The sequence below is a fragment of the Roseovarius gahaiensis genome (genome assembly GCF_011601345.1).
In the GTDB taxonomy this organism is placed as follows: Bacteria; Pseudomonadota; Alphaproteobacteria; order Rhodobacterales; family Rhodobacteraceae; genus Roseovarius; species Roseovarius gahaiensis.
Genome location: NZ_JAAORB010000002.1, coordinates 82,288 through 95,346 on the forward strand (window position 1 = coordinate 82,288; position 13,059 = coordinate 95,346).

The 13,059-nt window shown below is 56.6% G+C and carries 11 protein-coding genes and 1 pseudogene; 6 read left to right on the plus strand and 6 right to left on the minus strand.

What is annotated here, in order from left to right; genetic code table 11:
- Positions 1-8: 8 nt before the first annotated feature.
- Positions 9-920: a ParB/RepB/Spo0J family partition protein gene (locus tag HAT86_RS01620; protein ID WP_167192848.1), complete on the plus strand. Its 912-nt coding sequence runs from the start codon at positions 9-11 to the stop codon at positions 918-920.
- On the opposite strand, the gene HAT86_RS01625 is transcribed toward HAT86_RS01620, so the two are convergent.
- Genes HAT86_RS01625 through rph form a run of 4 tightly spaced genes read right to left on the minus strand, consistent with a single transcriptional unit; the run spans position 904 to position 3,728 of the window.
- Positions 904-1,257, minus strand: coding sequence for a YbaN family protein (locus tag HAT86_RS01625; RefSeq protein WP_167192849.1), 354 nt, complete (start codon positions 1,255-1,257; stop codon positions 904-906). The two genes, HAT86_RS01620 and HAT86_RS01625, sit on opposite strands and share 17 nt — an antisense overlap.
- A 3-nt stretch (positions 1,258-1,260) precedes the next feature.
- Positions 1,261-2,418 carry a radical SAM family heme chaperone HemW gene (gene hemW, locus HAT86_RS01630; RefSeq protein WP_196780470.1) on the minus strand — a complete coding sequence of 386 codons (1,158 nt, stop codon included), beginning with the start codon at positions 2,416-2,418 and terminating at the stop codon, positions 1,261-1,263.
- A complete protein-coding gene (gene rdgB / locus HAT86_RS01635; RefSeq protein WP_167192850.1) occupies positions 2,411-3,019 on the minus strand; it encodes an RdgB/HAM1 family non-canonical purine NTP pyrophosphatase in 609 nt (202 codons plus the stop codon). The genes hemW and rdgB overlap by 8 nt, the downstream gene beginning before the upstream one ends.
- Positions 3,012-3,728, minus strand: coding sequence for a ribonuclease PH (rph, locus tag HAT86_RS01640; protein WP_167192851.1), 717 nt, complete (start codon positions 3,726-3,728; stop codon positions 3,012-3,014). Before rph ends, rdgB begins: the two co-directional genes overlap by 8 nt.
- Before the next feature lie 120 nt (positions 3,729-3,848).
- Between rph and hrcA the strand changes: the two genes are divergently transcribed.
- Both hrcA and HAT86_RS01650 read left to right on the plus strand, forming a co-directional pair.
- Positions 3,849-4,913: a heat-inducible transcriptional repressor HrcA gene (gene hrcA / locus HAT86_RS01645; RefSeq protein WP_167192988.1), complete on the plus strand. Its 1,065-nt coding sequence runs from the start codon at positions 3,849-3,851 to the stop codon at positions 4,911-4,913.
- A 9-nt stretch (positions 4,914-4,922) separates the two neighbouring features.
- The gene (locus tag HAT86_RS01650) at positions 4,923-5,483 is read left to right on the plus strand and encodes a nucleotide exchange factor GrpE (protein ID WP_167192852.1); all 561 of its coding nucleotides are present in this window, start codon (positions 4,923-4,925) and stop codon (positions 5,481-5,483) included.
- Here the strand turns inward: HAT86_RS01650 and mutS are convergent.
- Complete coding sequence (gene mutS, locus HAT86_RS01655) at positions 5,480-8,092, minus strand: DNA mismatch repair protein MutS (RefSeq protein ID WP_167192989.1); 2,613 nt, start codon at positions 8,090-8,092, stop codon at positions 5,480-5,482. The two genes, HAT86_RS01650 and mutS, sit on opposite strands and share 4 nt — an antisense overlap.
- A gap of 167 nt (positions 8,093-8,259) precedes the next feature.
- On the opposite strand from mutS, the gene HAT86_RS01660 reads away from it, so the two are divergent.
- Positions 8,260-10,515, plus strand: coding sequence for an NADP-dependent malic enzyme (locus HAT86_RS01660; RefSeq protein WP_167192991.1), 2,256 nt, complete (start codon positions 8,260-8,262; stop codon positions 10,513-10,515).
- Positions 10,516-10,538: 23 nt separating this feature from the next.
- Here the strand turns inward: HAT86_RS01660 and msrA are convergent, their stop codons facing one another.
- Positions 10,539-11,201: a peptide-methionine (S)-S-oxide reductase MsrA gene (msrA, locus tag HAT86_RS01665; RefSeq protein WP_167192853.1), complete on the minus strand. Its 663-nt coding sequence runs from the start codon at positions 11,199-11,201 to the stop codon at positions 10,539-10,541.
- Positions 11,202-11,358: 157 nt separating this feature from the next.
- Here msrA and HAT86_RS01670 point away from each other — a divergent pair.
- Both HAT86_RS01670 and HAT86_RS01675 read left to right on the plus strand, forming a co-directional pair.
- Positions 11,359-12,267 (plus strand): annotated as a pseudogene (locus HAT86_RS01670) (D-amino acid aminotransferase).
- A gap of 36 nt (positions 12,268-12,303) precedes the next feature.
- Positions 12,304-13,017, plus strand: coding sequence for a sulfotransferase (locus tag HAT86_RS01675; protein ID WP_167192854.1), 714 nt, complete (start codon positions 12,304-12,306; stop codon positions 13,015-13,017).
- Positions 13,018-13,059: the final 42 nt, after the last annotated feature.

Consider the following 13,059-nt stretch of genomic DNA (forward strand, 5'->3'; position numbering starts at 1 on the left):
ACGTGACCTTGGCCGATAAGAAATCCAAGCAACGCGGACTGGGGCGCGGACTATCTGCGCTTATGGCCGATGTAAACGAAGCCGCCCCGGAATCAGAGGATGGTTCCATAACTGCAGACCGGGTCGTGCCGATTGAAAAAATCACCCCGAACCCAGACCAGCCTCGACGCAGTTTTGATCAATCTGCCTTGGATGATCTTGCGGCTTCGATCAAGGAAAAGGGCATTATTCAGCCTTTGATCGTCCGCGCCAAGGCTGGCAAGGATGGCGAGTTCGAGATTGTCGCAGGGGAACGCCGCTGGCGTGCTGCGCAAAAGGCAAAACTACATAACATACCAATTTTGGTGCGGGATTTCACCGATATTGAGGTTCTCGAAGTCGCGATTATTGAGAACGTCCAGCGGGCCGACCTTAATCCAGTCGATGAGGCTGCCGGATATAGCCAGCTTATGGAAAAATTCGGCCACACGCAGGAAAAACTCTCCGAAGTTCTTGGCAAAAGCCGCAGCTATATCGCCAATGCAGTTCGACTTCTGTCCCTTCCGGCTGAAGTGCAAACTTATCTGAGCGAAGGCAAACTGTCGGCAGGTCATGCCCGCGCGTTAATCACGTCCAACGACCCAGCGGGACTTGCGCGTGAGGTGATCAAGAAAGGCCTGTCAGTCAGGGAAGCAGAGAAGCTTGCCAAGAAGCCGGTAGGGACTAACACTGCCGAAAGCGGAAAGGCTAAGACAAGCAAATCGCCCTCCAAAGATGCTGACACAAAAGCGCTTGAAGGGGATTTGGCGGCGAATTTGGGAATGAAAGTGTCCCTAAACCATAAGCCAGGACAAGAAAAAGGTCAGATGACCATCAGCTATGATAACTTGGAAGACCTAGACACCCTGTGTCGTATCCTGACGTCTAATAATCCGGCCTAGTCCAGATAAAAAGTAAAACGCAGCACAAAACGAGCGCCTGAATACCCAGAATAATGGTTTTCACGCCCATAATAACCGACAAGCCGAAAACGGCGGCAATGGCGATTGTCGATATTCGTTTGACGCGCGCGTTGATCGCGCCCCGATCCTGCCAATCCGTTATGGCGGGTCCGAACTGCGGATGGGATAAAAGCCAGTTATGCAGTCGCTCTGAGGAGCGCGCAAAGCAAAATGCCGCCAGAAGCATAAATGGCACCGTGGGTAACAGCGGTAAAATAACACCAAGCATCCCAAGCCCGACACAGACGAGCCCTATTGTCGCCCAAAGAAACCGCATGACCTAACCCCCGATGAGTTCGCGTAGCACAGAATTCAAGACAATGCGCCCCCGTTGCGTGGCCCTGACGGTTGTATCTGTCAGTTCGATCAGACGTAAATCTTCCAAGTAGGCCATACGATCTTGCGGTAAATCTTGGCCAGCCATCCGAATATACCGGTGCCGGTCGATACCGCCGGTCACCCGCAAGCCCATCATCAGGTATTCGTCGGCCTGATCACACTGTGCAATAACGCCGCGCCGTTTTTCGCCGTTTCCAGCCTCAACAGCCTGAAGCCAGCGTTCGGGGTTTGACCAGGCTTCGGTTGCATGGCGTTGATCCTGCATGGTGATCCGCCCGTGGGCGCCGGGGCCAATGCCCGCATAATCCCCATAATGCCAATAGATCAGGTTATGTCGCGATTCCGCGCCGGATTTGGCATGGTTTGACACTTCATAGGCTCCAAGACCTGCGGCTTCGCATATCTCTTGTGTGGTATCATACATATCGGCGGCAAGGTCGTTCTCGGGCAAACCACGCAAGCCGCCCTTGTCGTATCGATCGCCAAACGCGGTTCCAGGTTCGATGGCTAGCTGGTAAAGTGACAAGTGATCAATGGCCATGGAAAGCGCTTCACGCAACTCAGCGCGCCATGCGTCTAGCGTTTGATGTTGGCGTGCGTAAATCAGGTCAAAACTGACACGATCAAAGTTTTTCCTTGCGATATCAAAGGCTTGGATGGCTTCAGATACTGAATGTATGCGGCCCAACCGCCTGAGATCATCGTCATTCAGCGCCTGAATGCCCATCGAAATCCGGGATACGCCGCCTTGTGCAAAGGCGCGAAAGCGTCCGGCTTCGACAGATCCGGGGTTAGCCTCAAGCGTGACTTCCAAATCATTGGCCGTGGGCCAGGATTTGCGCACATGTTCCAAAATCTTGGCAACAACGTCGGGATCCATCAAGCTTGGCGTGCCGCCACCAAAGAATACTGATGACAAAACCCGATCCGGCAGTGCCTCGGCATATCGATCAATTTCGGCCAAATAGGCTCTTAACCAGAGGTAATGATCAATTTCTCGCGCAACATGACTGTTGAAATCGCAATAGGGGCATTTGGCCTCGCAAAACGGCCAGTGGATGTACAGGCCAAAGCCACCATGTTGCCAATCCTCAATCAAAACAACCCTTTACCAGTTTGGCAAACGCATCTGCGCGATGGCTGATCTTGTTCTTTTCCCACCGGTCCATTTCGCCGAACGTCATCTCATATCCCTTGGGTTGGAAAATTGGATCATATCCATGCCCTTCGTCGCCGCGCATGGGCCATACGATTTGACCTTCCACCGTTCCGGGGAACACTTCATAATGGCCGTCCGGCCACGCCAGAACAAGCGTGCAACAGAAACGCGCGGCCCAAGGTTGCGGGGTACCGCTTTCACGCAGTCTGTCGTGGGTTTTTCCCATGGCCATGATAAAATCGCGGCCTTTGTCTGTTTCGGCCCAATTCGCGGTATAAACGCCCGGCGCACCATCTAGCGCATCAACCTCGATCCCCGAGTCATCCGATAACGCGGGTAGCCCGGTTGCCTTGGCCGCTGCATGGGCCTTGATCCGCGCATTGCCAACAAAAGTGGTCTCGGTTTCGTCTGGTTCGCTCAGCCCTTTTTCTGCTGCGCCGACCACGTTCACGCCGTAGGGCTCCAGCAAATTGGCGATTTCTTCCAGCTTGCCCGCGTTATGGGTTGCCACCAGTAGGGTATCGCCGCTGAATTCACGCATTCGTTGCGGCCTTTTGTGCGCTGACCAGTTCGGAAACCCCTTTTTCCGCCAGATCCATTAACTGGTTCATCTGGTCACGGTTATAGGTGGCACCCTCTGCGCTCATTTGAACTTCGATCAATTGCTTGCTGCCGGTCATGATGAAATTGCCGTCAACGCCGGCCTCACTGTCTTCGGGGTAATCCAGATCCAGAACAGGCTGCCCAGCATAAATGCCGCAGGAAACAGCCGCGACAGGGTCAACCAAAGGATCACTTAGGATATCCCCAGCTTTGATCAACTTGTTGACCGCAAGGCGCAGGGCAACCCACCCCCCGGTAATTGCGGCACAGCGGGTGCCACCATCGGCCTGAATCACATCGCAATCCACGGTTATCTGACGTTCGCCAAGCGCAACGCGGTCCACCCCGGCGCGCAGGCTGCGCCCGATCAGCCGTTGGATTTCCACGGTTCGCCCACCTTGCTTGCCCGCCGTAGCCTCGCGCCGCATCCGTGACGACGTTGAACGCGGTAGCATACCATATTCGGCGGTGACCCAGCCAAGCCCAGCACCTTTCAGAAACGGCGGAACGCGGGGCTCAAGGCTGGCGGTGCACAGCACATGGGTATCTCCCACACGGATCATGCATGATCCTTCTGCATGTTTCGTGACATCAGTCTCGATTGAAACTGCGCGCATTTCACTTAAGTTTCTACCCGAAGGCCGCATGTGATATCCCTTTTTAATCTTCATGCCGGGGATACAGCCGGCACGCCGCAGATAGCAACCCCGATTGACCTTTTGCCTCACGCGTCTTTAATGACACAGGAAAGCGAACACGCCAAAGATATGACCGATACAGGTAAAATTCTGGAGGAAATGAATGACCGCTCACGCGAGGTGTTTCGTCGTGTCGTTGACTCCTATCTTCTGTCCGGTGCGCCGGTTGGGTCGCGCTCGTTAACCCGCGATTTCAGCGAAAAGGTAAGCGCGGCCACGATCCGCAACGTCATGCAGGATCTGGAATACCTGGGTCTGTTGGAAAGTCCGCATATCAGCGCGGGGCGTGTTCCCACGCAACAAGGCTTGCGCATGTTCGTTGATGGTCTGCTTGAGGTCGGTGATCTGCAAAGCGACGATCGCCAGAAAATAGATGCCACCCTTGGCAGCAATTCACAGGATGTGTCGGGTATTTTGGATCGGATCGGCTCCGCGTTGTCGGGGGCGACGCAAGGCGCGTCCTTGGTTCTGGCGCCGAAACATGAGGCCCCGATCAAGCATATCGAGTTCGTGAGCCTTGCCCAAGATCGCGCGCTTGCGGTTCTGGTTTTTGGGGATGGCCATGTGGAGAATCGTATTTTCACGCCTCCGCCGGGTCAGACGCCCAGCTCGATGCGCGAAGCGGCCAACTTCCTGAACGCTTTGGCCGAAGGGCGGACCCTGTCTGAACTGCAGACCGTGATAACCCGCCAGATAAAAGACCGACGCCAAGAGATCGACAAACTGGCGCAAGCGTTGGTGAAAAGCGGCCTTGCCGTCTGGGATGACGAGGGTGCCAATTACGAACGCCTGATCGTCCGGGGGCGTGCGAATCTGTTGGGCGATGAGGCCCAAGAAGAAGACCTTGAACGTATCCGGACACTGTTTGACGACCTCGAACGCAAGCGTGATATCGCTGAATTCCTCGAACTTGCGGACGAAGGCGAAGGTGTGCGCATTTTTATTGGCTCCGAGAACAAACTTTTCTCACTTTCGGGTTCCTCTCTGGTGGTGTCTCCTTATATGAACGCTGACCGAAAGATCATTGGCGCGGTGGGTGTGATCGGCCCCACGCGCCTCAACTACGGTCGGATTGTTCCGATCGTGGATTATACGGCACAGCTGGTTGGCAAACTGATCGCCGACCGCAGTTAGAGGTGAGACATGGCAGAGCCTAAGAACGACGACTTTCTTGACGATATTGAGCAGGCCGAGGCCGAAGAGCAGGCGATCTCTGAGGAAGAAATCCTTAATGAAGACGCCGAACTGGAAGCGCTTCGCGCCGAGCGTGACGCGTTACAAGACAAATTCATGCGCGCGTTGGCCGATGCCGAAAATGCCCGTAAGCGCAGTGAAAAAGATCGCCGCGAAGCAGAAAATTACGGCGGTTCCAAACTGGCCCGTGACATGTTGCCCGTCTACGACAACATGAAACGTGCGCTTGGTTCTGCGACCGATGAACAAAAGCAGGTATCGGCGGCATTGATCGAAGGTATCCAGTTAACGCTTCGCGAGTTGGTCAACGTTTTTTCCAAGCACGGAATTACGCCAATCACACCCGAGGTCGGCGATAAGTTTGACCCGCAGCAACACGAAGCCATGTTCGAAGCCCCGGTGCCCGGCACCAAAGCAGGCGAAATCATTCAAGTTTCTGCCGAAGGCTTCATGCTGCACGATCGCATCCTGCGCCCTGCGCAGGTTGGTGTGTCGTCGAACCCCGGCTAAGGTTCGTTGGCCAAGCCTTTCAGTTCATAGATCAGGTCAAGCGCTTCGCGCGGCGTCAGCTCATCGGGCAGGACGCGCGCCAAGCGCTTGTCCAATTCCGACTCCTGCGTCGGTCGCGGTGCGGGCGTTGGTGTCGCCGAAAACAATGGTAGATCATCAATCAGTGCTTTTTGCGCGGTTCCGCCTTCGCGCTCGCCTTTTTCAAGTGCGTCCAGAACGACGCGCGCGCGCTCGACCACCGCATCGGGTAGGCCGGCCAATTTGGCCACCTGAACCCCGTAGCTTCGATCGGCTGCGCCGCGCCGCACTTCGTGCAGGAAAATCACCTGTCCGTCATGCTCTTTGACGGTCACTGTGGCGTTCTCAACCCGGTCCAGCTTGTCGCTGAGGTTCGTCATTTCATGGTAATGCGTTGCAAACAAGGCGCGGCTTCCGTTGACATTGTGCAGATGCTCCAACGTGGCCCAAGCAATCGACAGCCCGTCATAGGTGGCGGTGCCCCGCCCGATTTCATCCAGTATCACCAGTGCCTGATCATCCGCTTGATTCAGGATCGCAGCAGTTTCAACCATTTCCACCATGAAGGTTGAACGCCCACGCGCCAGATCATCGCTTGCGCCAACCCGGCTGAACAATTGACTGACCATACCGATATGTGCGGCCTTGGCGGGCACATAGCTACCCGCCTGCGCGAGCAACGCAATCAGCGCGTTTTGCCGCAAAAAGGTGGATTTACCGGCCATGTTGGGGCCAGTTAGAAGCCAGATATCGCTCCCCTGCCCCAACTGGCAGTCATTGGCGATAAACGGCTCTCCGGTCTTGCGCAGGGCTTGTTCCACCACCGGGTGCCGCCCGCCTTGGATGTTCAGGGCATGGCTTTCGTCGACGTGGGGCTTGCACCAGTTTTCACCGCGCGCCAAATCGCCCAAGGCGGTCGTCAAATCCAGTTCTGCCAGTGCGCGTGCTGTTTGTGAAATATGTGCCGAGGCGCCCAGAATAGCCTCTTTCAAGCTGTCGTAGAGCCGTTTTTCGATGTCCAGTGCCCGGCCACCGGCATTCAGAATCTTGGTTTCCATTTCGCTGAGCGGTACAGTGGTGAACCGCACCTGATTGGCCGTGGTCTGGCGGTGTTTGAATGTCTCGTTCAGCGGGGCCGATAGCATTTTCTCGGCATGGGTTGCTGTGACTTCGACAAAATAGCCCAATACGTTGTTATGCTTGATCTTCAGGCTTTGGATTCCGGTCAGGTCTTGATATTCGCTTTGCATCCCTGCAATAACACCGCGCCCCTCGTCCCGCAGCTTTCGCGCCTCGTCTAACTCAACGTCATAGCCGGGTGCGATAAAGCCGCCATCGCGCGCCAATAACGGCGGTTCCGCAACCAGCGCCTGATCCAGCAGGTTTAACAAGTCTTCGTGTCCGGTCAGATCGCTGGCCGCGTCTTTCATCAGGCGCGGCATGTCATTGTTGGTCGCAAGGGCTGCAATTTCCACCGCTTGGGTCAGCCCATTGCGAATTGCGGCCAGATCACGTGGCCCGCCTCTGTCCAGTGACAAGCGCGACAATGCCCGATCCAGATCAGGCACCTTGCGTAGGGCATTGCGCAAATTATCACTGAATCGAGACTGTTCTACCGAAAAGCCAACAGCATCCAGCCGATCCTGCACCACGCTTAAAACCTGACTGGGACTAGACAGGCGCCGTTCCAGCAAGCGGCCCCCGCCAGCGGTTACGGTTCTGTCTACCGCTAACAGTAGCGAACCTGCTTTTCCGCCGGTTAGTGCGCTCGTGATCTCTAGATTACGCCGCGTAGCAGCATCTATTTGCATCACGCGACCCTGTGCCTCGCGCTGGGGCGGGCGCAGCAACGGCAGCTTGCCCTTTTGCGTTATGTCCAGATAGTCCACGATTGCGCCCATCGCGGCCAGTTCGGGGCGGGTGAATTGTCCATAGGCCTCTAACGTGCCGACTTTGAACAACTCGCACAGCCTTTGCTCGCCGCCCGCACTGTCAAAGGCGGCGCGCCCCAGTTCGGTGCTGGACGCGCCGGATTCAGTCACGATTTCACCCAAAACCGCCTCATCGCCCTCGGCCAACACCACCTCGGACGGGGCCAGCCGCGCCAGTTCGGGGCCCAGCCGAACCTCGGCCAGTGGCATCACGCGGAAACTGCCGGTCGAAATATCCACCCAAGCCAGCGCGCCTTCGCCGCGGACACGGGCGAAACTGGCTAGATAATTGTGCCGCCGCGCATCGAGCAGGCTTTCTTCGGTCAATGTGCCGGGAGTGACCAGCCGCACAACACCCCGCTTGACCACAGATTTGGAGCCGCGTTTCTTAGCCTCTTCGGGGCTTTCCATCTGCTCGCAAACCGCGACGCGAAATCCCTTGCGGATCAGAGTCAGCAGGTAGTTTTCCGCTGCATGCACAGGCACCCCGCACATCGGGATATCGTCGCCCTGATGCTTGCCGCGTTTGGTCAGGGCGATGTCCAGCGCCTCGGCGGCTGCCACGGCATCGTCAAAGAACAGCTCATAGAAATCGCCCATCCGGTAAAACAGAAGCGCCCCCGGATACTCGGTCTTGATATCAAGGTACTGCGCCATCATCGGCGTGACATTGGTTTTGGCGGTATTCACATTTGCCCCCGGTTTGGTTGCCGCAGACCTTACAAAGCCAAGGCTTTGCCGAAAACCCGAAAACCGATGCGCAGTTGAGGCTGGCGCAAACCCTCGCTATGGAGGGAAAAACCGAACAAATGACACAAGGCCGCGACATGTCCAAACCCAAGTTCACCCGTGAAGAGGCGCTTGCCTTCCATCTTGAACCTTCCCCCGGCAAGTTTGAGATCACGGCCACCGTGCCGATGACCACGCAGCGCGATTTGTCGCTGGCCTATTCCCCCGGTGTTGCCGTCCCGTGCGAGGAAATCGCCGCCAATCCCGAACTGGCCTATGACTACACCAACAAGGGCAATCTGGTGGCGGTCATTTCCAACGGCACGGCGGTTCTGGGCCTTGGCAATCTGGGGGCTCTGGGGTCCAAGCCGGTGATGGAGGGCAAAGCGGTTCTGTTCAAACGTTTTGCCGATGTAAACTCGATCGACATCGAACTTGATACCGAAGACCCCGAGGCATTTATCAATGCGGTCAAGCTGATGGGCCCCACCTTTGGGGGCATCAACCTTGAAGACATCAAGGCACCCGAATGTTTCATCATTGAACAGGCGCTCAAGGAACAGATGGATATTCCGGTGTTCCACGACGATCAGCACGGCACTGCCGTGATCTGTGCGGCAGGTCTGATCAATGCGTTGCATCTGTCGGACAAGAAAATTGAAGACTGCAAGATCGTGCTGAACGGTGCCGGGGCCGCTGGCATTGCCTGTATTGAATTGCTCAAGGCGATGGGTGCGCGGCATGAAAACTGTATTGTTTGCGACACCAAGGGCGTGATCTATCAGGGTCGTACCGAAGGCATGAACCAATGGAAATCAGCCCATGCCATCAAGACCGACCTGCGCACATTGGAAGAGGCGATGAAAGACGCCGATGTGTTCCTTGGCGTGTCGGTCAAGGGCGCTGTTACGCAGGATATGGTGGCCTCGATGGCCGATAACCCGGTGATCTTTGCGATGGCCAACCCCGACCCCGAGATTACGCCGGAAGAAGCCCACGAGGTGCGCCCTGATGCAATCGTCGCCACCGGGCGCAGCGATTACCCCAATCAGGTCAATAACGTGCTGGGCTTCCCCTACCTGTTCCGCGGCGCGCTGGATGTTCACGCCCGTGCCATCAACGACGAGATGAAAATCGCCTGCGCCGAGGCTTTGGCCAAATTGGCCCGCGCCGATGTGCCGGATGAGGTGGCAATGGCCTATGGCCGCAAGCTGGCATTCGGGCGCGATTACATCATTCCCACCCCGTTCGACCCCCGGCTGATCCATATCGTGCCCCCTGCCGTGGCGCGAGCGTGTATGGACACCGGGGCCGCGCGGCGGCCCATCGTTGATATGGATGCCTATGAACAAACGCTTGCTGCGCGCATGGACCCGACGGCCAGCATCTTGCGCTCGATCAACGCGCGCGCCCGCAATGCACAGGCCCGCATGATCTTTGCCGAAGGCGATGACCCTCGCGTTTTGCGCGCCGCTGTCCAATATCAGCGTTCGGGCCTTGGCAAGGCGATTGTCGTGGGCCGCGATGACGACGTGAAAACCAAACTTGAGGCGGCTGGCCTTGGCGATGCCGTGCGTGAGCTTGAGATTGTCAACGCAGCGAAAACCGACCGCTTGGATGAGTACAAGGATTTCTTGTATCAGCGCCTGCAACGCAAAGGCCACGACCGCCACGATATCCACCGTATGGCCGCACGTGACCGCCACGTATTTGCGGCCCTCATGCTGGCGCATGGGCATGGCGATGGTCTTGTTACCGGCGCAACCCGTAAATCCGCGCACGTGATGGAGCGGATCAATCACGTCTTTGACGCTAATGCAGAAAACGGCGTGGCCGGTGTGACCGCTCTTTTGCACAAAGGCCGGATCGTCCTGATCGCTGATACGCTGGTGCATGAATGGCCCGACGAAGAAGACCTTGCCAACATCGCCACCCGCGCCGCCGGGGTTGCGCGGCATCTTGGACTTGAACCGCGTGTTGCCTTTGTCAGCTTCTCGACGTTTGGTTATCCCAAATCCGAACGGGCCGAGAAAATGCACCTCGCCCCTGATGTGTTGGAGCGGCGCGGTGTCGATTTTGAGTTCGAGGGCGAAATGACGGTTGATGTCGCGCTCAACGCCCGCACGCAGGACGCCTATCCGTTTCAGCGTCTGACCGGCCCGGCCAACATTCTTGTTGTGCCTGCGCGCCACTCGGCCTCGATCTCGGTCAAGCTGATGCAGGAAATGGCTGGTGCTACTGTGATCGGCCCGATCTTGTCGGGCATCGACAAGTCGATTCAAATTTGTTCATCCACGTCAACGGCCAGCGACGTGTTGAACATGGCGGTGCTGGCAGCCTGCAAGGTGGGTTAAGCCAGCACATCCGTGCCTTCGACTCAGTTCACGAAAGGTGCGGCATTGCCCCACAGCTTGCGCAGGCGCTCATCGCGGCCACAGGCGTCGCGGTAGCGTTTGTAGGCGGATGCCTGTGACTTGGGGCCGAACCGTGTCAGGATCAGTTTCTCGCCCTTGTAGTAATCCTGATGATAGGCCTCGGCCTCGTAAAATGGGCTGGCGTCCAGAATCGGCGTCACGATTTTTTGGCCTAATGCTTTTGCCGCATCGGCCTTGGCGGCCTCTGCTGCTGTCTTTTGCGCTGGGTTCGAGACGAAAATCGCTGTGCGATAGCTTTCACCGCGATCACAGAACTGCCCGCCTGCATCCGTTGGGTCAACAGATCGGAAGAACAGATCATACAAGTCACGCGCTGACACTTTGGCTGGATCATACATAATTTCCACGGCCTCATAATGGCCGGTCCCGCCGCGTACAACTTGCTTGTAGGTCGGGTTTTCGACGGTGCCACCGGTGTAACCTGATACCACCTCTTGCACCCCGGTGACCTTTTCAAAATCGGCCTCGACACACCAAAAACACCCGCCTGCCACGGTCAGCACCTCGGTGGACGCAGCATGGGCCTTGCCGTGCTCAAGGCCAAAACCCAACACGATCAGCGCAGCCAGTGTCACCGCTTTCAAGTTTGCCAATTTATCTTTCATCAACTTAGCCCTCCGATTAACCTTATTGTGCCGCATTGCTGGCGATAGGCCAATTCAAGCCCCTGTGTTGTCACGGCTTGGTGATCAGAATTTACCGCTTGGCACCATTTGCGCCCCGTCCTAGCGTCGGGCCATCGAATAGATGCGAGAGGCCCCAATGACCGACCACCAAACAACCCATCAGGCTGCCGAAGATGCGCGCAATGAAACCATCAAGATCTGGCTTAACGGGGATATCCTGCCCAAAGATTAGGCCAAGGTCAGCGTTTATGACAGTGGCTTCATGCTGGGCGATGGGGTGTGGGAGGGGCTGCGCCTTTATAATGGAACATGGGCCTTTATCGACGAACATCTCGATCGTTTGTTCGAGGCCGCCAAGGCCATCGACCTTGATATCGGAATGACCCGCGAACAGGTGCTTCAGGCCGTGTTAGACACACAAAGCGCCAATGACATGACCACCGATGCACATGCCCGCCTGATGGTGACACGCGGCGTGAAAACCCGCCCCTTTCAGCATCCGTCACTGTCGCAGCACGGGCCGACCGTGACCATTATCATGGAGCATTCCAAGCCCAAGATTGCCCGTCCGATCCGACTTGCCACCGTCCCGCATATCCGTGGCCTGCCCATGACGCAGGATCCAAAACTGAATTCTCATTCCAAACTGAATTGTATTCTGGCCTGTATTGCCGCCGAAAAGGCCGGTGCAGACGAAGGCTTGATGTTGGATGTAAATGGCTTTGTGAACACGACCAACGCCTGTAACTTTTTTATCGTGCGCAAAGGGCAGGTTTGGACCAGCACTGGCGATTACTGCATGAATGGCATCACCCGGCAAAAGGTGATCGACCTGTGCCGCGCCAATGATATTCCGGTGTTTGAGCGAAACTTTTCCCTTGTCGATACTTACGGCGCGGACGAGGCGTTTTTGACAGGCACGTTCGGTGCACAAACGCCGGTGAGTGATATCGACGGGCGCGTCATTGGTAACGGTGGGCTGGGCCCGGTCACCAAACGCATTCAAGACTTATACAAGGCTCTGATTCAGTGTGAAACAGCCTGAACAGCCCCGCCAACCCCTTACGTTAGGAGATATCCCATGCGCCTTGCCATGTGGTCAGGCCCTCGCAACCTGTCGACGGCAATGATGTATTCCTTTGGCGCGCGGTCAGATTTCGCCGTGGTGGATGAACCGTTTTATGCCGCTTACCTTGCCCAAACCGGGCTGGCCCACCCGATGCGCGAGGCGATCCTTGCGTCGCAAAGCACCGATCCGGTGCAGGTGATTGATCAATTGCTTGGGCCAATTCCAGAGGGAAAACCGCATTTTTATCAAAAACACATGTCGCAGCATATGATCGCCGGTATCCCCCGTGATTGGGTTTCCCAGCTTACCAATGTCTTTCTTATCCGCCACCCTACCCGCGTCGCCACCAGTTTTTCCGCCAAATATGACAACCCCACGCTGGCCGATATAGGCTTTGTTCAGCAGGTCGAACTTTACGACCAGCTTCAGGCGGGGGGGGCAAACCCTGTGGTGATCGATTCCCATGACATTCGCAAAGACCCCGAAATCATGTTGCGGCGGCTTTGTGATGCGATTGGTCTGGCGTGGGATCCGGCGATGCTGTCATGGCCCGCTGGCGGCCATCCGTCCGATGGGGTTTGGGCGACACATTGGTATGCTGCTGTGCATGGCTCAACCGGTTTTGCTGGCCCCGAGGGGGATCTGCCCGATTTAGACGGCCCGCGTGCCGCATTGGCCAAGGCCGCGATGCCGGCCTATCAACGTCTTCGCGCCGTCGCGATTTAGGATGTTGCGCCCATTTGGGCGCAACGTTGATTTTGTAATGTG